This is a genomic window from Bremerella sp. TYQ1 (assembly GCF_020150455.1).
Taxonomy (GTDB): Bacteria; Planctomycetota; Planctomycetia; order Pirellulales; family Pirellulaceae; genus Bremerella; species Bremerella volcania_A.
Map to the genome: position 1 here is coordinate 6,143,449 of NZ_CP083740.1, position 21,081 is coordinate 6,164,529.

The 21,081-nt window shown below is 55.3% G+C and carries 14 protein-coding genes; 6 read left to right on the plus strand and 8 right to left on the minus strand.

The genetic code is table 11. The features are described 5' to 3' along the window. Nucleotides 1-36: 36 nt before the first annotated feature. Nucleotides 37-462 (minus strand): hypothetical protein, encoded by a 426-nt coding sequence (locus LA756_RS25025; protein ID WP_224437451.1) that lies wholly within the window; start codon nt 460-462, stop codon nt 37-39. A gap of 102 nt (nt 463-564) precedes the next feature. After that, entirely contained in the window at nt 565-1,524 is a 960-nt protein-coding gene (locus tag LA756_RS25030) for a DUF1559 domain-containing protein (protein ID WP_224437452.1), read from the minus strand. Nucleotides 1,525-1,958: 434 nt separating this feature from the next. Here LA756_RS25030 and LA756_RS25035 point away from each other — a divergent pair, with 434 nt between their 5' ends. Next, nucleotides 1,959-2,471, plus strand: a complete 513-nt coding sequence (locus LA756_RS25035) for a hypothetical protein (RefSeq protein WP_224437453.1) — start codon at nt 1,959-1,961, stop codon at nt 2,469-2,471. Between the two features lie 19 nt (nt 2,472-2,490). Here LA756_RS25035 and LA756_RS25040 read toward each other — a convergent pair whose 3' ends face one another. Further along, nucleotides 2,491-3,786: a phosphoglucosamine mutase gene (locus tag LA756_RS25040; RefSeq protein WP_261362061.1), complete on the minus strand. Its 1,296-nt coding sequence runs from the start codon at nt 3,784-3,786 to the stop codon at nt 2,491-2,493. Between the two features lie 268 nt (nt 3,787-4,054). Here LA756_RS25040 and LA756_RS25045 point away from each other — a divergent pair, with 268 nt between their 5' ends. From LA756_RS25045 to LA756_RS25065, 5 genes are all read left to right on the plus strand, one after another. After that, nucleotides 4,055-5,872 (plus strand): phospho-sugar mutase, encoded by a 1,818-nt coding sequence (locus tag LA756_RS25045; RefSeq protein ID WP_224437455.1) that lies wholly within the window; start codon nt 4,055-4,057, stop codon nt 5,870-5,872. Nucleotides 5,873-6,021: 149 nt separating this feature from the next. Then, nucleotides 6,022-6,306, plus strand: coding sequence for a helix-turn-helix transcriptional regulator (locus LA756_RS25050; RefSeq protein ID WP_224440435.1), 285 nt, complete (start codon nt 6,022-6,024; stop codon nt 6,304-6,306). Nucleotides 6,307-6,413: 107 nt separating this feature from the next. Next, on the plus strand, nt 6,414-7,256 hold the full coding sequence (arsM, locus tag LA756_RS25055) for an arsenite methyltransferase (protein WP_224437456.1): 843 nt from the start codon (nt 6,414-6,416) through the stop codon (nt 7,254-7,256). 92 nt (nt 7,257-7,348) lie between these two features. Then, nucleotides 7,349-8,734, plus strand: coding sequence for an excinuclease ABC subunit UvrC (locus tag LA756_RS25060; protein WP_224437457.1), 1,386 nt, complete (start codon nt 7,349-7,351; stop codon nt 8,732-8,734). A gap of 116 nt (nt 8,735-8,850) precedes the next feature. Beyond that, nucleotides 8,851-9,873, plus strand: coding sequence for a YafY family protein (locus LA756_RS25065; protein ID WP_224437458.1), 1,023 nt, complete (start codon nt 8,851-8,853; stop codon nt 9,871-9,873). On the opposite strand, the gene LA756_RS25070 is transcribed toward LA756_RS25065, so the two are convergent. The 5 genes from LA756_RS25070 to LA756_RS25090 are packed head-to-tail and all read right to left on the minus strand — an operon-like array spanning nt 9,858 to nt 21,078. Further along, nucleotides 9,858-10,271, minus strand: a complete 414-nt coding sequence (locus LA756_RS25070) for a gamma-glutamylcyclotransferase (RefSeq protein WP_224437459.1) — start codon at nt 10,269-10,271, stop codon at nt 9,858-9,860. The two genes, LA756_RS25065 and LA756_RS25070, sit on opposite strands and share 16 nt — an antisense overlap. A 1-nt stretch (nt 10,272) precedes the next feature. After that, a complete protein-coding gene (locus tag LA756_RS25075; protein WP_224437460.1) occupies nt 10,273-13,824 on the minus strand; it encodes an AAA family ATPase in 3,552 nt (1,183 codons plus the stop codon). Continuing rightward, nucleotides 13,821-15,080 carry a DNA repair exonuclease gene (locus tag LA756_RS25080; protein WP_224437461.1) on the minus strand — a complete coding sequence of 420 codons (1,260 nt, stop codon included), beginning with the start codon at nt 15,078-15,080 and terminating at the stop codon, nt 13,821-13,823. The genes LA756_RS25075 and LA756_RS25080 overlap by 4 nt, the downstream gene beginning before the upstream one ends. Next, the gene (locus LA756_RS25085) at nt 15,077-18,241 is read right to left on the minus strand and encodes an exodeoxyribonuclease V subunit beta (protein WP_224437462.1); all 3,165 of its coding nucleotides are present in this window, start codon (nt 18,239-18,241) and stop codon (nt 15,077-15,079) included. Before LA756_RS25085 ends, LA756_RS25080 begins: the two co-directional genes overlap by 4 nt. Next, a complete protein-coding gene (locus LA756_RS25090; protein WP_224437463.1) occupies nt 18,238-21,078 on the minus strand; it encodes a PD-(D/E)XK nuclease family protein in 2,841 nt (946 codons plus the stop codon). Before LA756_RS25090 ends, LA756_RS25085 begins: the two co-directional genes overlap by 4 nt. Between the last annotated feature and the right edge of the window lie 3 nt (nt 21,079-21,081).

Genomic DNA, 21,081 nt, shown 5'->3' on the forward strand with positions numbered 1-21,081 from the left:
CATCTGCAATGCCTGAGTAAGGACTACGTAGCGGAACTACTTCGCTTTGCTGTTCAATTCCAGCTTGAGATCGTCTTGTGGGCCTTCGATAGTTACTTCCAGCGGCGTAGTTCGTTCTGCCTGATACTGCGGCGGGACGATGCTTTCCAGCTTGTCACGTGTTGGGCTATCGGGCGTGTCGTACAGCTTTTCCTGACCAACCACTTTGTTGCCGACCACCAGCACTTTCTTGGGACCTGGCATCGTGAAAGCGGTGAACTGGCCATCTTTAATGACGCCACCACCGGTTGGGGCGGACTTGTCAGCAGCAATGAACGAGATCGATCCGTTGGGAATCGGTTCGCCGTCGATGGTTGCCGTTCCTTTGACTTCGACTTCGCCAGACTTCGATCCAGAGCCGCAGCCAGTAAGCAGCATTGTGCTGCTAAGGATTCCGATAATGGCTAACGCAGGGTAACGCATGAATTGTCTCCAGGAGATAAGCATAAGAGTCGGTGGGCAAAGCAACAGCCACGTGCGGCAGATCACGTGGCTGTTCACTTGATTGCAAACAACAGGCCAAGACTAAGGAGTTTCGACCACTTCGCCGCCAAACGTCGACAGCAAGCCTTCCCAGACCGATTGGTTGACCGTTTCCGAAACGAAGCGGACCGAACCGTCACACATGCTGACCATCACGCCGCCTGGGTGATTGCTTCGTGCGGCGATGTACGATTCGTGGTTTTGACCGACCGTCGAGCATGGCATGCGGCGGAAGTCGGCCGAAGTTGGATCCATCGTGGACGCTTTGCACTGACGGCAAAGGTCGGGGCTCGAAGAGTTGGGCGTTAGCAGCGACATGAAGCCAGGGCTGCCTTCGTTGTTCAGCATATCCCCACGCGTGTCGTCCAACGCATCCGGCGAGGCAATCAAGATTTCAGAGAAACAAGCCGTGTTGGATGTCCCGTCGGTCACTTCGCTTAAACGCGAGACGTGGCGGATACGGAATGGCGAGCCTTTCCAGGCCGCAGCGTCTGCACTGGTATGGTGCAAATGTGCATTTCCCATGTTGCCGACATAATTCCCCATGACGCGCCAGTACTGATCGCTCTTGTCTTGGGTTGCTCCCACTTTATCGGAAGGGCAGTAGTATCCATCGACAGGGACACGAAGCGTTTCGATGTTCGGCGATTGGTAGAACGGCTTGTTTAAATCGTACTGATCGTACAAGTTCGATTGTTCAATGAATGGCCAAAGCTGAACGGCCCAAGTAATACGGTGATACGAATTACCGTTTTGAACTTTGGTGGGGTTGTCGGTACCGTTCATGCCACCCAGCGGGAACCAATCGCTGTAGGTATCGATGTGCATATGCGTGGCCAGCGTCCACTGTTTCAGGTTGTTGGTGCACTGCATTCGTCGAGCTGCTTCACGCGCCTGTTGAACGGCTGGCAGCAACAACGCGATCAGAACGCCGATAATGGCAATTACCACGAGAAGTTCAACAAGCGTGAACCCCTTTTTCTGGGAACGGAAACGAAGCATGAAGAGGACTCCCTAGTTGGAAAAGTTGAATAGCAATGTGGCTTCTCGAAAACACTACCGATCAGAAATCGGTGAGGCAGTGTTAGGAAAATTCTGGAGTAGCTAACCGATTCTACTGTTACAGCGGAAGGGTTGAAGGCCAAATTGAGATGTGTTTCTTTTTTGCAATGGCCGCGTGACAAAATGAAAATCGCGTAATTTGGAATCGAAATATACGGAGCTTAATCAGAACCCTAAGAGACGTAATTTCTCGTGATAGACATCCCCTGAATACTGATTTAGTCAGAGGTGATGAGAATCTTTGCGGTGGCCGTATTGACCTGGCAGTTTATTAATTTTTGCCCAAGTCAATGCGGCCCGCTAAGATAGCCGCGACATTGTGATCTCAGCACGATTTACGACGACATTGCTCTGCGGACGCGAGGTAACGTGAGATGAAACGGTTTCGTTTAGTGACGTTTGCACTGCTAACGTTGGGTGTGGTATCAATTGGCTGCGATGCTGTGACCAGTGAAATCGACCCTGCATCGGGAGACGCTGAAAGTCACACCATGTCGGACACTTCGTCGGGAGAAAGGCCAGCGGAAAGTTCGCCTAGTGGCCAAACGGTGGAAGAGCTCGAAGGGAAATGGAAAGTCGTTTCGACCACCAAAGGGGCCGGTCCCATCGAATTGCCAGGGACCTATCTAAACTTCCAGAATGGCAGTGCCGAGCTGACATCCGACAATGGTGGTGTCATCTTCCTGGGAGATATAACTCACGTGGATCGGAACGCGACACCATCGCAGATCGACTTCACCAAGAGTGGACAGGCGAAACTCGCCATCTATCAGCTCGAAGGCAACCGGCTGGAAATATGCATCCCCGATACCGGCCTCGACCGTCCTAATGCGATGACCGGAAGTCAAACCTGCATCATCTACACGGCGGAAAAAGTCGAAGAGTAACGCATGCCAACGTGTGAGTCTAAATGCCTCGCAGCGTTCGTGTCGCCGCGATGCACATATCTTCGCTTTCATCGAACGACTTCGATTCGGCAATCACGCGGATGATCGGTTCGGTGTTACTGGCTCGGGCGATCAGCCAGCGGTCTTTCCAGGTAAAGCGAAGCCCATCCTCTTCGTTCAGATCGGCGTCGGCGTAGTGATGCTTGAGGCGGTCGAACCCTGCGGCCAGTTCTTCCGGGCTCATTTCGACTTTATGTTTAACGATTTCGTAGCGGGGCAGGGCATCGGCTAGTTTGCTGATGGGCTTTTTCTTTTTGGTCATCAGTTCCAAAATGTTGGCCATACCGACGAAGCTGTCCCGAATGTAGCCGACTTGGGGGTCGATCGGCCCGCCGTTGCCTTCGCCGCCGAAGACCGCGTCGCGTAGCATCATCTCTTGCGTGACATTCGCTTCACCCACTGCCGAACGGAACATCGAGCATTTAAACGATTTGGCCACCTCTTCGTTCATGCGGCTAGTGGCACCATTGATGACGACGTTTCCTTTTCGTTTGGCCAGCACGTTTTGCAGACACAAAGCCACGGTGTACTCTTCGCCGATGTAACGCCCTTTTTCGTCAATCACGGCCAAGCGGTCGGCATCAGGGTCTTGGCAGAATGCGACGTCGAACTTCCCGCCTGCAACCAGTTCAGAAATCGATTTCAAGTTTGTTTCGGTCGGTTCCGCTGGATGAAGAAAATGGCCGTTTGGATCGCCGCCGATCAGTTCCACTTCGCAGCCCAACTGTTCAAGCAGTTTCACGCCGACGATGCTGCCAGACCCACCGTTGCTGTCCAGTAAGACTTTGAATTTCTTCTTCGCAATCGGTTCCGGCGAAATCGTGGCGAAGACTTTTTCGATGTGGGCGGACGTCGTGTCTTGGCAAGGAGTGCTCGAACCAATCTCGTCCCATGGCGCCCATGTGATCGGTTGGCTTTGGTAGGCATCTTTGACCTGGGCACCCTTTTCGGCCGAAATAACTCGCCCGTCGGCTCCCATCAGCTTAATGCCGTTATATTCCGGAGGATTGTGGCTGGCGGAAATTTGGATACCGCCAGTGCAGCGATTTTCCCGCAGCAAGATACCCACTGAGGGGGTCGCCGCGATACCAACGTCAATCACATCCCGACCAAGCAGATTGATCGTTCCTTTTACGATGTCGCCAATCGCCCAGCCGCTGGGGCGACCGTCGCGGGATAGCAAGATGCTTCCCTCAGGCAGTTGTTCGACAAATGCCGCGACATATCGGCTGATCGTCTCCGGCGAAAGGCTCAATCCTAAAATTCCGCGTAATCCGGACACGCTGATGATCGGTTGTTGCATCTTGCTAGGTCGACTCGGCAAAGGTGTTATGGGCAGATCGTTCGGCGAAAGAGCGAGCTTCCCTACTATAAAACAAAATAGGCCAGCTTGCCGCGATCGATTTCTTCGGCACCGCCTGAAAGTGAAGAATTCATGCCCAGCCATCCGCCCCAATTGATGGCAGCACGGGGGTTCCTTTAAAATCGAGTTATTCTGGTAGACCTAACAATGGGGATGATTCATGAGCGGCAGCGATATCGATACCACGGCACTTCTCGAACAAGTCAAGCAGGCCACGGCCGACGCGAAGATCACGGCCTCTGCTGCCGATAACATCGAAATCTGGCTGACTGAAGACCGCTATGCCCGCTACGCCTCTCAGGTGGCCGAGCACATCAGTTCCGGCAAGTGGAAGGAACTGGACGACGCTTTCTGGACGATCATCCCCTTCGGTACCGGCGGACGTCGTGGCAAAATGTACCCGATCGGCTCGAACGCGATCAACGAACGTACCATTGGCGAAAGTGCCCAAGGACTTGCCGAGTACGTGAAGAGCAGCGTCGAAGGGGATCATTCCTGTGCGATCGCCTACGATACGCGTCACCGTTCGCGCGAGTTTGCTGAGCTTTGTGCCCGAATCATGGTTTCTAACGGATTCACCGTTTACTTCCTGGACGATTATCGCAGCACGCCAGAACTATCGTTTCTCGTTCGTTATAAGAAATGCTCGTGCGGCATCATGGTGACTGCAAGCCACAATCCTCCGAGCGATAACGCCGTCAAGGTTTACTGGTCGACCGGCGGTCAGGTCATGCCTCCGCACGACAAAAAGATCATCGACAACGTGATGAACGTCCAGGAAATTCCGCTGGGTGTTGAATTCGACGCCGCCGTCAACGATGGCAAAGTGGTCATCTGTACTCAGGAAACAGACGAAGCGTTCATCAGCAACGTGGCTCAGCAGAAGTTCGATGGCCCTCGCGACTTGAAGATTCTTTATTCGCCACTGCATGGCGTTGGGGCTTCGGCCGTGATGCCAGCGTTGAAGGCCGATAACTTCAACGACATTTCGATCTTTGGTCCGCATGAAGAGCCCAATGGCGACTTTCCCAACGTGCCAGAGCATGTCTCGAATCCGGAAAACCCAGCGGTATTCGATGCTATCATCGAACAAGCAAAACAAGACGGGACCGAACTGATCCTCGCGACCGATCCTGACTGTGATCGAGTCGGTTGTGCGGCTCCCAAAACGATGGATACCAAGGGCGATTGGGGCACCTTCACCGGTAATCAAATCGCAGCACTGCTGTGCGATCACGTTCTTTCCGAACGGAAAAAAGGTGGTGGCCTGACTCCGGAACATTACATCGTCAAAACGTTGGTCACCACCGAGATGGCTCGCCGCATTGCTGATAGCTATGGCGTGAAAACCTGTGGCAATTTGCAGGTCGGTTTCAAATGGATCGGCGGCACGATGGACGAAGAAGGACCGGACAAGTTCCTCTTCGGTTGCGAGGAATCGCACGGATACCTCGTTGGCCAGTATGCACGCGATAAAGACGCTGCTGTGGCTGCGATGCTGCTCGCCGAGTTGGCAGCCAATTGCAAGAAGGAAGGCAAGTCGCTGCACGAAAAGCTTGAGTCGCTTTGGTGGCAACATGGCTACCATGCCGAACGTCTGCTCAATCAAAAGATGCCTGGCAGCGAAGGCATGGCCAACATGCAAAAGCTGATGGGTAAGTTCCGGCAGGAACCACCTCAAAGCGTCGGCGGTTTGAAGCTGCTTCAAGTGCGTGATTACTTGAGCGACACCATCACCACCACCGACGGCAAGACTTCGCCCTTGAATGGTCCTAAGGGGAACATGGTGATTTTGGACCTGGAAGACGACAACTACGTCGCCGTGCGTCCGTCGGGAACCGAACCCAAGGTGAAGTTCTATATGTTCACGTACGTCGCTGCCGAACAGCTCTCGCTGCTGGACGCTGCCCAGGAAGAAATGACCGAGCGGCTTGATGCTTTCGAGAAAGACCTCAAAGCTTTCGCCGACAGTGTCTAAGTAATTTCGGCTGAAAATTCACTCGCCAAAAGACCGGCGCCAATCTTGGTGCTGGTCTTTTTGTTGCTTGACCTCTACTGAGTCAAGCGATAGATTTATCGTGTATCGACGATTAACGTTTGAAGAGCTTTGCTGTGCGTACTAAAGTAATCCCTGCCAAAACCGACCCGACCGCCGAAGACTTCGCGAATTTAGCGTGGGCGATCGCTCACCCGGCTCGTGTACAGATTGTGCGTTACTTGCTTGCCAGAAAGTCTTGCGTCTGCGGCGAGATCGTTGACCAGCTTCCTTTGGCTCAGTCGACCGTTTCGCAGCATTTGAAAATCTTGAAAGAGTCAGGCCTCGTGCAGGGCGAAATTGATGGTCCCAAGGTTTGCTACTGCATCGACCCCAAACGGCTCAAGCAGTTGAAGGCGTTTGTCGCTCGACTGTAGCCTATTTTTTGCGATTCAAAATCGTTGATCGACGATATTCGATTTAAGGGGATGGAACGCTTCACATTCCCGCGTTTCTCCGAACCATTAGAAATGAAAGCCCCATCATGAGTGATTCGTGCAACACCAACAACGTCCGCGAGCAGTACGCCTCGGTTGCCAAAAGCCAGCTCTCTAATGAGTCGGAAGCCGTGCGTTCCGTCGCGATGGCGTTTGGCTATTCCCAGGAAGAGCTAGAACTTCTACCAAGCCAGGCCAACATGGGCTTATCGTGCGGAAATCCTTTGGCGTTGGCAGGCGTGAAAGAAGGGGAAGTTGTCGTTGACTTGGGCTGCGGCGGCGGTATGGATGTATTTCTCGCTGCGAATAAAGTCGGCGAAACGGGCAAGTCGATTGGTATCGACATGACCGAAGAGATGCTGCAGCGGGCGCGGGAAAGCGCCGAAAAAGCTGGCCTCACCAACGTTGAGTTCCATCACGCGACAATCGATCAGATTCCCTTAGCTGACAATTCGGTTGACTGTGTGATCAGCAATTGCGTGATTAACTTGGTCGATGATAAGCCTGCCGTCTTTCGTGAAGTCCTGCGGATTCTGAAACCTGGCGGTCGCGTCGCGATCAGCGATATCGCTCTTAAGCAGGCATTACCTGAAGAGGTAAAGGGAAGCTTTGAGGCATACGTCGGCTGTATCTCAGGAGCAATCTTGGTGGATGAATACCATGCCAAGCTTGCCGAAGCAGGGTTCGACGCGGTAACCGTCACCGATACAGGTTCGGACTTAAACGCCTATGCCCAAGCCGCCGATAGTGGTAGTAGCTGCTGTGGTTCTTCGGAAGAGGAGAAAAGCGACGCATCGCTGCACGATGGCTTGGCAGACGTGCTGAAGAAGTTCGACGTCAACCAATATGCGGCCAGTGTGCGGGTACACGCAACGAAGAAGGCTTCGTAATCGCTCGTCGAGATCAGGTTCGGACTGTCCAAAATCAGGGCTCGGGTTAAAATCAAGTGATGGAATCTTGTACACCCTAGCCCTTGTGGATCATGGCAGAGAATCTCGAAGAAGGAACACCTTCCGACTCCCCCGAACCGACGCCAACCGAAGGCCGACCGGCAGAGCATGTAGCGTTTACGGTGACTGCGGACAAAGTCCGTAAATTTCCGACTACTTCCGGCGTTTATATTTTCAAGGACGACAAGGGCCGCGTTATCTACGTTGGCAAAGCGAAGAATCTGCGCTCGCGTGCCAGCAGCTACTTTTTGGCGGAAGCGGCCGTCGATCAACGCACAGGGTACTGGGTCAACGAAATCGCTGACGCCGACTTCCTGGAAACGGAAAGTGAAGTCGACGCCCTGCTGGCCGAGTCGCGGCTGATCAAAGATGTCCAGCCGAAATACAACAAAGAGCAAAAAGACGACAAAACGTTCCCTTATTTGATGATCACGCAACGGGAGGATTTTCCCCGAGTCGAATTTACCCGGGAACCGCAAGATAAGAACGCCAAACTGTACGGGCCATTCACCAGTGCGAGTGCCCTACGCGGCGCGATCCAGGTATTGCAGCGGATCTTCAAGTTTCGTACGTGCGACTTGGATATCGACGAAAACGACGAACGCTGGAAATGGTTTCGTCCTTGTCTGTTGGCCAGCATCGATCAATGCACGGCTCCTTGTAATTTGCGAATCAGCAAGGAGGAGTACCGCAAAGACATTCGCCGCCTGCAGATGTTTTTGGAAGGCAATCGTACCCGGCTCGTAAAGCAGCTGCAGGACGAAATGCTGGAGGCCTCGAAGAAGCTCGAGTTTGAAAAAGCGGCCAAGCTGCGTGACGAAATCACGATGCTCGAACGGCTTGACGAGCGAGGCGAACTGGAAACACACGCTCAGCCGGAAGTCTTTTACGTTGATCCCAAGAAGGGGCTCGCTGGGCTACGGAAAGTGCTCGGTTTGGCGGAAACACCACGAACGATCGAAGGGGTCGATATCGCCCATCTCGGCGGCAACGATACCGTGGCGAGCCTCGTGCAGTTTCTCGACGGCCTACCCTTCAAGCCTGGATACCGCCGCTTCAAGATTCGCGGTGTCGATGGCATCGACGACTTTCGTAGCATTCACGAAGTTGTCGCGCGACGTTTTAAACGCCTAAGCGATAGTTCCGAGGTCTTTCCCGATATCTTGCTGATCGACGGTGGTAAGGGGCAGTTGAATGCCGCGATGGCTGCGTTTCGCGATCTGAGAATTGAACCGCCGACCGTCATCTCGTTGGCTAAGCGGGAGGAAGAAATTTTCCGCCCTGGCCAAACCGAACCAATCCGGCTGAGCCGTCATTCGTTTGCGTTAAGACTGCTGCAGTACGTACGCGACGAATCGCATCGCTTTGCCCAGCACTATCATCATCTGCTTCGCGAAAAGCGAACGTTCAACAAGTAGCTATTTGGCTCGCTCTCACTTTTCAAGCAGCAAACGAGTGGTGAATGGCATCGGCCGATGCGGTTGGGTACACTTGGAAAACTGCGGTTCACCGATTTGGCACGGAGGCAAACAGCATGGCACGCAACGAGCAACTCATTCGACAGCACAAGATTCTGCAGATCCTCGAACGGTACCGCTACGGCTGCTTGTTGGAAGAGATCCGTGATTCGCTGGTCGACGAACTGGGGCTTTCTTCGCTGCACACACGCACCGTTCGCCGCGATATTGAATCGCTGCAAGCAGCAGGGCTCGATATCGACGTGCACGACTCTGGCCGCGGCCGCGTCTGGAAGCTAGGGGCCAGCGGTCGCGGGATGCACAAGATCACCGCCACCGCCACCGAGTTGATTGCTCTTTCGCTCGGACGGGACTTGCTGTTGCCCCTTTCCGGCACACCATTTTGGGTCGGCGTCGAATCGTTCTGGTCGAAAATCCAAGAGCAACTTCCGGAAGGAACGTGGGACCATTACCGCAAATATCGCCAGGTGCTGTACGTTACTGGGCTCGCGTCGAAGAACTATTCCGCCCAGGAAGGAACGCTGAAGAACTTAAACCGCGCCATCCATCAACATCGTGTCGTGGAAGTCGCCTATCAAAAGCCGGGACAACCTTCGCCGAGTCAACGTCGGCTCGAACCGTACGGCATCGTATTTCATCAAGGCAGTATCTACATTGTCGCGGCAGCCAACGAACTGCCCGAGGACGATCCTGACCGCATTCGTCACTGGAAGCTCGACCGATTCAAAAAGGCGGAAGTGACCGACGACTATTTCAAAGTGCCGAAAGACTTCGATCTTGAAGAGCATCTCGGTGGATCGATCGGAATCTTCGCGGCTCATGAATCGATGGACTTTAAAATCAAAGTCTCCGCAGTAGCCGCCAATTGGGTGATCGAAGACCCATGGCACCCGGAACAAAAGATCGATCGCCACGACGACGGCAGCATCACGCTCACGGTGAAAGCAGCCCACGAACTGGAAATCATTCCCCGCGTGTTAGCATTGGGACCGGAAGCAGAAGTGCTCGCTCCGAAATCGACCCGGGAAGCGATCAAAGCACGCGTCGAAAAGATGGCCGAAGTCTACGCGAAACGCTGAGAATTTCCTGTCCAGTTGACCATTCCTTGGTTATCCGCAGGGACGGCCTCGTAGTTGGGCAGGATTGGTTTGTTGAAGACGTACGTTGTTGCTGTGATCGGTTGTCCATCGAGCGTTTCGCAGTCGACCGCTTCCCGCGTGTACAGCGAAGGATAACCTTCGACTTCGTCGAGTACATCGAGCACGCGTTGTTCCTGCTTCGCTTTGAACAACCAAATCTCGCCCAGTACGCGTGTGTCTCCTTCCAGCTTCAGTCCTGGGTAGTCGGCCACTTGCCACAGTGAGCCTGGCGTCGATCCACGCAGCACCGCAACCGGTCGACAGGGCCAACAGTTTTCACGGACTTCGCCCCGCTTGAGCGTGCCATAGGCAAAAAAGGCTACCAATTCGTCGGACATATTAAAACAAGCTTGGCGTCGAGGATTTGTCGGGCGACTTCTTACGTTTTGTCTTTGGCTTTGGGGAAGCCTCGGCGACGGCCTGACCGTCGATCCGGGTTACTTCAATCGCATCGCTCAGCGATTGAACTTTTTCGATCAACGGTTCATGGCATGTCAGCATGATAATCTGGATTCGCTCACTGAACTGCATCAACACTTTCAGCGTGGCCAGCTGTCGAGCGTCATCGAAATTGACCAAGATGTCATCCATCAAAACCGGGAGCGGCTGAGCCCCTTCGCAGTAATGCTGAATGTATGCCAGGCGAATGGCAAGGTAAAGCTGTTCCCGCGTCCCGGTACTTAGCTCGGCCGGTTTCCGCCGCAAGTCGTTCGGGCCGCTCAAGATCAGTCCCCCTTCCTTGTCGGGATCGTGCTCCACCTTCGTATAGCGTCCTTCGGTCATCTGCTCGAGCAACGTTGTGATGATCGAAAGTAGCTGGCCGGAGTTCTCTTCGCGAAATGCCAACATCGCACGGTCCAGCATCTCGCGGGCGATCAACAGCGGTCCCAGTCGATCGAGACAATCGGAAAGCTCGGCTTGAAACGCTTCGATCTTGCCTTGGGCCATTACCGCGCGGCTGGTTTGGTCAACATCGCGAAGTTTGTGCTTGAACTCGCCGAGCCGCTGATTGACCCGCCCTTGTTGTTCTTTAGTTTCCGCAAATTCATTGGTCGCCGAAGAAAGATCGAGCGTCAAACCGTCGACGTCTAACTCGCTCAGCGCTTTCTCGAAAGCGTCTGCCGGTTCCGATTCGCGGACGATCGCCAAGTTGTTTTCCAGCACCGCAAGTTCTTGCTGCAACTGTTTTTGCTCGCGAACAATTCGCGAAACCACTTCCAGCTGATCGTCATCGGTCGCATCGATATGCGATCGCCATTGGGCCAGCCTCGCTTCGATTTCGGCGAGCTCCTTCTGGCTTGTCTCCAGCGATCGAGCACGCTCGGTACGCTTGATTTCCAGTTCTTTGCGACGGCCTTTTAAGTTCTCCGCATCAGAGAGAAGCGTGCCGAGGCGTTGGGCGGATGCCTCAGGAGAAAGGTCTTCCACAGACTCTCCGGTCGCGGTGACAACCGCTTCCACTTGATCGGCGAACTGAGCGAGCCCCACTTCCATGTCGGCGATTCGCTGCTGCATTCCCGCGGCGCTGGCCAACTTGGTTTGCACTTTTTCGACGGCTTGAATCAAGTCGGTCGCGGTTTCCAGATCGACCCCGCCGATGGCTTCGAATACCGACAGAATTTCGGTGGCCTCGGCTTGGATGGAAGCCAGCTGCTGCTCGCGGGTTTCATTCTGAGCGAACGTCGCGGCCCTGGTCTCCTGATTCAACTGCAATTTGTTGGTCAGTTGATCGCGTCGCTGCTGTTCCGTGTGGGTGCGTTTAAGGAAGGACTCGATCCAAGCGGCTGCTTCTTCTGCCGACGTGTCTGGATCGACAAGCTCTTGCTTTGTGAGAAGCTGTAGCGTGCTTTCGATGCGATGATCGAGCGGTTCGATCTCTTCGCGTTGTCGAACGATTTCGGCTTGAGTTTCGACCAAGGAAAGATAATCTGTTCGCCAAGGCAACATCTCTTGCGGCGACTTCGGAACGATATCCGCTGGTTTCCATTCGTCGGACCAGGCCTGCCATAAAGAATCACGTTGTTCTTTTAGCTGATCAGACTGCTTCTCTCGGACAGCCAGACGTTCTTCCAGCGAACGAAGCGTCGCTTGCATCGACTGCTGGTCGGCAAGCATCTGGGCGTACTGGTGCCGCTGATCCGCGAGGTGGTCGGACTGGTGAAGCTGTTGCTCGAACTGTTGGGCGTGCGTCGTTTCCTCGGCCGGAGACTGAAGTTGTTCTTCCCCAAGCAACTTGGCGCGAATCGCTTGCCAAGAGGTATCGCGAGCGGTGCGAGCCGATTTCAATTCCTCTTCAGATACCAGCTGAGCACTTTGTTCGAGCCGCCGCAGTTCTTCTCGTTTAGCGCTACATTCATCGGCTGTTTCGCGGACCGACTGCTGGGCAGTCCGAATTTGTTGATCGAGCGTTTGCAGCTCGCCATCGAAACGACGAATTGTCGGTTCGAGCGGAATCGGCAGTGGCGATGTCAAATCGAGCGATCGACCGGCGACAGCATCAATCGCGACACGCATTTGCTGCAAATCGGTTTCGAGACGGCGTTGTTGGGCTTGTAGTTCTCCCTTGCGAGCGATTGCCTGACGCAGAGGATCGAGGCTGGCTTCCAGCTTTTCTATCATTTCGGCAGACGATGGTGGAAGCTGATCGATGGCCGCTTCTAGTTCACGAATCTCGCGATCGAGCCGAGCCACTTCCGGTTGGTGCGAAGCAATCTCGGTCGTCAGCCGCTGATACGTTTTGGTCAGCTGCTGGATCTTATTTCGCTGGGCCAACGTCAGCTCGAACTTGTCGATCTGGTCGAGCTTCAACTTCGGATCGATCCTCCGCAAAATGGCCGCCGCTTCGTCCAGATCACGCTGGCGTTCCTGTTGCCGCAACGGGAGATCGCGGCGGAAGCCTTGCATTTCTTTGATGCCAAACAGTAGCGAACGAATCGCTTCGCTTGACTCGATGACCGCTTCATTGAACGTGATCCCGCCGATCTCTTCATCCAGCTGGCGAAGATCTTCGGCGAGCGTTTCGACCTCCGTGTTCAGCTTCGCGGCTTGGCGTCTCGTTTGCGTTAGTTCTTCTAAGGCATCGGCGGGGAACGACTCGGGCGCTTCCAGCTGAGCCAGTTGTTTCTGCTTCGACTGTCGCTCGATCCAAAGTGGATGGGCCTTCTTGAGACGGTCGAGGTGTTGTTGCCGACGATAGACTTTATCAAGCGACGCGTTCAGATGCGTTAGCTCTTCCTCGCAGCGCCGCGCTTCGGTCAACCACTCTTCGTATTCGGCCGGACGCAGCGAAGATTCCTTAAGCTCTTGCTTGAGTGATTTGATGTCTGAAAGGATGGCGTTGATCTTTTGCTTTTGACCACGAACTTTGAACAGGCTTTCTGTTTCTTCGTCGATGTTTTTCAGCAGTTGCTTGTAGTCGTGCAGGCGACCAAGTCCGCCGCCGAAAAGGGCTTCGTCGAGATTCGCTTCCTTTAAGCTCTCTTCGCCGGTGGCCAACTCTTTCAGCGAGAACCCAAAGACATGCTCGTACATCCGCTGATCGGCCCCGCTGATCAGCTGTTGCCAATGCTCTTCGTCGATCTCGGTATCGCTGTCGAGGTATTGTCCCGACAAGGTGTTTTTGTTGCCTTGCCGACGAACGATTTCGATCTCTTGCCCATCGGTCAGGACGAACCGGGCCGTCGCTTTCATCTTCTTTTTGGTCGAGTCCGGCGCGAACGGATTGCTTTTGGCATGCTGAAAGCCAAAGAGAAGCTCGCGGACCGCTTGCAGCAGCGTCGACTTGCCTGCCTCGTTGCGGCCGTAGATCAGCTGCAAACTATTCGGCTGAAACGGAAAGCTTTGCTCGACATGGATGCCGTAGTTTTCGAGATCGAGGTTGCGTAATTTCATGCGTTGTTTGCCCCCAGTCGGCTACGCAGAAGCTGCTCGGCCGCTGCCATCCATTGCGGCATTCGCTCGTCGAGCGTGCCATCGTCGGTCAGGGAAATATGCTGGGCACTGACTTTGTCGAGCACCGGTTTGACCAGTTCTTCCAGCTGCTTCAGTGCGTCAGGGTTATCTTGGACTTTGTCGAACTGCTGAGCGATCGAGCCCCATAAGTCATGGGCATCATGCAGCACGGCTTGGTCGTGTGGCTGTGTTTCAAAGCGAATCTTTTCGATCCAGATTTCGTCGTCGATCGATTCGGCGGCGCTGTGCAGTTCCTGCAGAACCTCCCCTCGTTTGATCAAGTCGGAAAGTTCCTCATGGACTTGGGTCGACCCACGAAAAGTCAATCGAAACGCCGAGCCGAGGCCTTCGTGCTGATGATGCCCCGTGCGGATGACGTCGCCTGCTTTGGCGATAACGCTGTCGAGGCTTTTCTCACCGGTCACGTCGAGGACCAGCTCTTGCCATCGCAGCGAGTCGGTGGCGTGGAACGTCACGTTCTGCAGATGTTCGCCATCGATTTCACCGATCAAGCATCCCTTCGCTCCAGGCTCGCGGATGTGTCGGCCTTGAGGGTTGCCGCTGTAGGCGACATACGGTTCGGTCGAAAGGGGATCGGCATTGCGAAGATGAATGTGGCCGAGTGCCCAGTAGTCGTACCCGCGGGCACGCAGTGTTTCGATGGTCGTCGGGGCGTAGGTGTCATGCTGCTCGCTACCGGTCAAGCTGGTATGCAGCATGCCGAGATTGAACATGCCATTGACTCGCTGTGGGTACCTGGCCGCCAGGTCGATGGTGACTTCGCGATCGGCGAACCCTTGGCCATGCATTGCAACTCCATGATCCTCTAGCACGATCGTCGCTGGTTCGTCGTGTGGAAGTTCGACAACGTTGTCCGGCCAGCGAATCTTCCGCTGAATCTGACTGACCGCGTCGTGATTGCCACGAATGTAATAGACGCCGATGTTGGCATCGGCCAAGCGGCGAAACTGTCCGGCTGCCCACTGGCCAGAGTGCATGTCTTTCCAATCGCCGTCGAACAAATCGCCTGCGATGACGACGAACGCGACTTGTTCTTTCAGCGCCAAATCGATGACGCGCTCGAGGGCCGTTCGCGTGGCCCGTTGCACGCGGCGCATCATCGCTTCGTCACGTACGGCCAGCCCGCGTAAGGGACTGTCGATGTGCAGATCGGCTGTGTGGATGAATTTCGTCATTCGTTTCCTTCCTCCCGCCAGCAGATCGTCTGCGGCTTATGCACGAAGAACAACGTGCCGCGAATGGCCGCTGCGGGAAGCTTGAATATCTGGGCCACCGCCCCACGATAGGCATCGACTTGGGGACGATAGTGCCGGACTTTATCTTTCAGCTGTTTGGCGTCATCGAAGGTATCGGTTTTGAAATCGATCACGTCGGCGGCGATGACCTGGCCGTCTCGCTTGACCAACGCCAGGCGGTCGATTGAACCTCGCAGCACGCTCCCTTGATGCGTGATTGCGAAAGGGAACTCACCGTGAACACTTACCGTATCATCTGGCTGGGCATTGTCCCACCATGGCTTGCCGAGGTACGTCTGTTGACCCAGTAGTTCAATCGCGGCGTCTGATTGCAGCACGCTTTGAAAGTGATCGAACGCATTGCCGTACGCAAAGTCGCCGTACAAAGTTCGCGCCGAGGCTATCATCGTATCGCGATCGGCATGGAATGTTTTCTGCCAGGTTACCGACTCCATCCAGTGATGCATGGCCGAGCCATACTGCATGCCAGCCGATACGGTCTCTTCCTTCAGCAGGTCCTTCACGCGGCGAAGTCGACCTCCTTCCAGCGATGATGGCGAGACAAACTCGCCCAATGCGTCGACGTCGGTTGGCTTTAGTTGAATGGGCAATCGGGTCTCGGCGGTCGACTTACCTCCCTCTTGCTCGGTTGCTTTTTTCTCGACCGATTCAAACCAGGCCGGATTCCCTTGGCTGTACAAAAGCTGTTGCTCCAGCGGATAAGGGATATCGGTCAGGCCGTTCAAAATGATGCCCGAGAACGACTTCGAGGGGCCGTCGCCGCCACTTTTCGGCTGCGGCCGGGGCTTGATGACCATGTGCAGTCCATGCACCGCTCGCGTCAACGCTACATACAAAACGCAAAGCGACTCGACAACGTTCTTCTGCTGTGTTTCCTCGAACATCCCTTGCACGGCGGTCGGCAGCATCGGCTGCAGCGACTCCGAAACGTAATGGGTTACTCCGCTGATCGGGCCAATCTGATCGTCGCGGCGAATCACGAAGCTGTCGGTCTGGGGAGGAATTCGGTTATCAAGTTCCGGCAGAAAGACCGCGTCGAACTCGAGCCCCTTCGATTGGTGAATGTTCATCACGCGGACGGCGGCACTCGACGAGTCATCGACTCGCTGCGATTCGATGAAACGGACGAAGTCCTGCGCCCTCAGTGTCGCCTTCGATTGATAGGCAAACGCCAAACGCTGCAGCTGTTCCAGGCGGCGAAGTTCCCGCGGAGTGCACTGCGAGTGGAGCAACTTCGCCCAGCGGCTGATGGCGGCGCCGTAGCCGTCAACGAGCAGTTCGCGGCGAAGCTGATTGGCCACCGCTTCCCACTCCGAGTCGCTTTTGGGTAGCTTGCCGAGCAACGCTTTCAGCGGCGACTCCGCTACATGAAAACGAGCGGCCGTATTCCCCGGGTGATCGATCCACTGCACCAGCGACAGCATCAACTGGACGGCGGCCGAGTCGGTAAGCGGGTTACCCCCTTCTTCACTCGCCATCACATCGAGCTCGCGCAGAAGATAAATCATCGAAGCGATTGTCGCGTTGCGGCGAACCAACACACCAATAGAAATGTGCGGGGCCGAGCGATGCAACTCGGCGACGCGACGAGCGGTCAGTGCGATCACTTTATCGTCGCACGGTTTTCCTGCAGCATCGTTCGCAGCCGTTTCCAGGGTGATGTGGCCTGGCAGTTCGGTTCGGGCCGTCTCGTGCGGATGAAAGAATTTGAGCCAATGATCGATCCCGTTTCGCATTTTTCCCGCGGCAGGAAACGCACTGAGGTTGCCGAAGATCCGGTTGACGGTATCCATGATCAGCGGCGACGACCGATAGCTGCGGTCCATGTCTTCCGGATGGATGCCTGGCAGCGAGTTCTGCACGGCATCGAAAATCTCGGCCACGCCTCCACGCCAGGCATAGATGGCCTGTTTCATGTCCCCGACGCAAAGGATTGAACGATCTTTCGGCTGATCGGCAATCTTCTGAGCCACAGGACGAATCACTTCCCATTGCACCGGCGAGGTGTCTTGAAATTCGTCGAGCAGCAGATGTTCAATCTTACGATCCAAACGAAACTGGTTCTGCACTTCGCTACTGTTTTCGAGGGCTTCGCTCAGTTTGCGGGTCACGTCCTCGAAACGGTACCCTCGCTGCTGCCACTTGAGCCGTTCGTAGTGCGTGTGAAAACGGTCGAGCAGTTGATAGGCCCCGCGGTTTTGATCGACGGTTCGACCGATGAGAATTCCTTGCACGTAACGCACAAGCGTTTGATACACCTTCGTCACATCGTCCGGAATCGGCTTGCGGAAATAGGTGTCCGCCCCGGCGATAATCTTCGGCGGCAAGCCGGTGTCGAGGAACTTTGCCCACTGCTGACCGCGGAATCGCTCGACATCGGCGACGATTGCCTTCTTGAGGGCTCTCGGTTCCGGCGGATAGCTGTCGAGCATTTCAATCGCTTCTTCAACTTCCTTTTCCTTCGGCGGCGCCGCCATCGATAAGACCTGCCACGACGACTCGTCCGACTCGAGATAGATGCCGTACAACTCGTTTACCAGGTTCATCACCAATCGCGAAACGCTCCGCTCTGAGCTACCTTTGCTCAGCAAATGCAGCAGCTGGATCACTTCCTTCGTTTCCGGATGAGCTAACACGCGGTTAACGGCATCCATCCGTAAACGTTGGTCGTCGACGTCGTCGATGATGGTCCAATCAGGTGGCAAACCCAATTCAAAGCTGAAGCACTGAGCCAGGCGAATGAAGTGGCTGTCGAGCGTTTTGACTTGCAGGCGATGCATCTGCTGCGGAATTTTATGCAGCGTTCGCAAGCAGTCTTCCTTGGTCAGCGGCTGCCCTTCGAGCGAAGCGTTCAACTCTGCAAGCTTGGCCGGATCGGCGGCGGCGACGGCCAAACGCATCATGATTCGGTCGAGAATTTCCCCGGCCGCTTTGCGCGTGAACGTTGTCGCGAGGATTTCATCCGGTCGACCACTGTGGGCGACAATCCCGAGGTAGCGACTGGAAAGACGATAGGTCTTACCACTTCCGGCCGAAGCACGAATGAGCGTATTGGGAAAGGGAGTCAGGCTGGTGTTCATGTGGCGGGCTCCCATTTTCCGAGGACCGAATCTTGGCAGATTCGCGAGAATTCATCTTCGTAACGAACCGCAGCAGGCGGGAAAAACTTACCGGAACGGATGTCGCGAATGACACGCCGGATGGTGGCGTCCGCTTCGTCGAGATCGGCCTCTTTCCACTTCGCTTGTCGAAAGCGAACTTCTTCGCCCAGCTTGGGCAGCGTAATATACCCGAGCGAAACTTCTCCCCGCACGCCGACACTTTTCACCAGGTGACGATAAAACGGCAACTGCACGCTGACCCATTCCTTGGCATCGCGTGGGCCGGTTTGATGGTCTTTCTCCGGATCGCTCACGCTGTCGCCTGTTTTATAATCCCAAACGGCCCAATCGCCGGTTTCCGGATTGTGGTCGATGCGGTCGATACGCCCCTCCAGTTCGATCTCGACACCGTCGACTTCGATGGTCGGATAGGGCTCGGTGACTTCCGCTTCGCAGCGATGAATGACCCAGCCGTTTTGCCGGTGCTGGGCTTGTCCGGTCGCGAAGGCCCGGAGTCTCAGTCTTAGCTGCTCAATCTGCAGCTTGATCGTCGCAAGGGGACTTTTGCCATAACGTTTCTCGGCCAAGTCTGTGAGGGTGGCGGAAAGGAAGTCGAAGATGACTTTCTCGTCGGTCGAGTTCTTCACGTCGCTCGTGCCGAACTCTTGCAGCGTGTCGTGTGCCAGGTTACCGAACGCTCCGCCATCCAGTTCGGTGGCCCAGTCGTCTTCGCCACGAAGGCCCAGCACGTAACGCAAAAAGAAACGGTAAGGGCACTTCAAGTATTGATTGATTCGAGTGGCCGAGAACCGATCCCAGGGAGGCATTTCGACGATATCAAGATCGCCTGGCTGTGGGATCACGATTCGTTGTTGGTGGTCTTGCGATTCCTCGCTGGCTACTTTCGCGGCGTTGAGAGGGTCTTCCGGCGTGCCGAAGAACTTCTGCACTCGCTGGGCCAAGTCGTCGGTGCTGCCGGTGAACAGTAACCGGCTGGGGGCGAGCGGATCGCCGTCGGCACTTCGCTTGGGAACAACCCACTGCACTTTCTGACGCGTATGCTGAATGACTTGAACCTGGTAGGCATCACGCGCGTAACGCAACGAGTCGTCTTCCAGCCCCAACAAATTTCGCAAGGAATTCGGCAGGAACAAGTCGGCCGAGTTCGAACTGGGGATCAAGCCGTCGTTGAAGCTGGTCACCACGCAGACAGGGGCATCCATCAGCGGCAGTTCGAGCCAACCGAGTGCTTCGACCGCTTCGGCATCATGCTCGGCGGGAATCATTGCCGAACCTAATTGGTTTCGCAGCACGCGGAACATCTCCGACGCCCCGCACGGCTGCGAAAGCGATTCCGGGATCTCGCTCCACTGGGCCATCGCATCGTTGATCGCTTGCAGCGGTCGGGCCAATTGAAAGTTGGCGGAGGTATCTAAATCGATTGTTTGCGTGCCATAAACGCTGAGCAAAAGCTGTCGAACCTGATCGGCCCATTCCGGCAACGAACGCTTTTCGCCGCTGAATGGCGCCGCGAGGGCGGCCAGCTTGGTGATTGCTTCCGCCATCTCTTCATTTTGAAGGGAGCTGTCGACCACATCAGGCAAGCGGTTATTGAACCAGTTATCGAGCTTTTCGACCCCGGGCTTCGCGAACTGCAGTGTCTGGAACAAGTCCGGGTGCCGCAGCGCCGAAGCCAAGGCATGGTATTGCCGCGTCTGCGAAAGCTCGATGACGGTTTCGATCAAACGAAACGGTAGCGTACCTACTACCGAATGCCCCGGACCGAAGCGAACCTTCAAGCCATGCTCGTGAAAGATGCGGCGAACTTCCCCCAGCAGGTGTTCGTCCGGCAGGCCGACAATAATATCCTTTGCCGAGTAATCGTGTGCGACTTCCGCGATCAGCCCCGCCGCTTGATCGGCTTGCTGCGTTGGACCGTCGACAATTGCGACCGACTGCCATTCGAGATCGATCGCCTCGTCGGTCCATGCATCCGCTTTCAGGCAGCCATACTCGTCAAAGTGGTTTTCCCATTGCGCAGGCGCACCGACAATCGCGGTGACTCGGCCTGCTTTGCCAGCGACTTGATCGAGCATCTGCCGCGTCGCGCGGTTCAAGTCGACGGTGGCCAACAGCACAATGTGGGCATCGCTGTGGCATTCGTTATTCTTAATGGCGTACAGCCGCGCCGACTGTTTGTCCCACATTTCCAGTTTGTCGAGCCGTGCCAGGTAGGCACTCTGTAGCTTCGCGAGCACATCCCAGCGGTCTTGCTCGGTAAAACCTTCCAGCGAGTGAGCCTTCTGCGCGACTTCGGTGAAGTCGAGTGCTTCGGAAACCAGTTCCCGATAAACCCGACGAACTGAATCGCCGTAGTCTCGCCAGGTACCGAAGTCGGTCACTTCCGGGGGGAAGGGGATCAGCGGCTTGAGCGGTTCGGGGCCAAAACTTCGCAGCGTTTCCCCCCAGGCAAACTGCTGCGTTAATTCCGACGCAAACGGCAGCTTGGCTTCGTACAGATGTTCCGGCAGCAAACCGACGGTGATGACTTGCGGCGGAATTAAAGATTGTCCGGCTGCTTCGACTTTTTGGACAAGAATTTCGACCAATCGGCGACCAGCCAAACCACCCGGCACGACAACCATACAGTCGGAAAGATCGACCAGAGGTAGGTCTTCCGGCGAGACCGTCGCCGACTGAATCAGCCAATCAGCCGCTGAATGCAGGATGGGGCGGTCCCAGGAAACAAATTCGCGTGAAATCACCATCGGGCCGTCCATGGGGAAGGGAAAGTTCAAGCCATTGGTAGGATACAACTC

Bases quoted from the DNA above. Each gene is read 5' to 3' on its own strand.
- LA756_RS25025 (WP_224437451.1), bottom strand. From the start codon at position 462: ATGCGTTACCCTGCGTTAGCCATTATCGGAATCCTTAGCAGCACAATG.
- LA756_RS25045 (WP_224437455.1), top strand. From the start codon at position 4,055: ATGAGCGGCAGCGATATCGATACCACGGCACTTCTCGAACAAGTCAAG.
- LA756_RS25080 (WP_224437461.1), bottom strand. From the start codon at position 15,080: ATGACGAAATTCATCCACACAGCCGATCTGCACATCGACAGTCCCTTA.
- LA756_RS25065 (WP_224437458.1), top strand. From the start codon at position 8,851: ATGGCACGCAACGAGCAACTCATTCGACAGCACAAGATTCTGCAGATC.
- LA756_RS25075 (WP_224437460.1), bottom strand. From the start codon at position 13,824: ATGAAATTACGCAACCTCGATCTCGAAAACTACGGCATCCATGTCGAG.
- LA756_RS25070 (WP_224437459.1), bottom strand. From the start codon at position 10,271: ATGTCCGACGAATTGGTAGCCTTTTTTGCCTATGGCACGCTCAAGCGG.
- LA756_RS25030 (WP_224437452.1), bottom strand. From the start codon at position 1,524: ATGCTTCGTTTCCGTTCCCAGAAAAAGGGGTTCACGCTTGTTGAACTT.
- LA756_RS25035 (WP_224437453.1), top strand. From the start codon at position 1,959: ATGAAACGGTTTCGTTTAGTGACGTTTGCACTGCTAACGTTGGGTGTG.
- LA756_RS25060 (WP_224437457.1), top strand. From the start codon at position 7,349: ATGGCAGAGAATCTCGAAGAAGGAACACCTTCCGACTCCCCCGAACCG.
- arsM (WP_224437456.1), top strand. From the start codon at position 6,414: ATGAGTGATTCGTGCAACACCAACAACGTCCGCGAGCAGTACGCCTCG.
- LA756_RS25085 (WP_224437462.1), bottom strand. From the start codon at position 18,241: ATGAACACCAGCCTGACTCCCTTTCCCAATACGCTCATTCGTGCTTCG.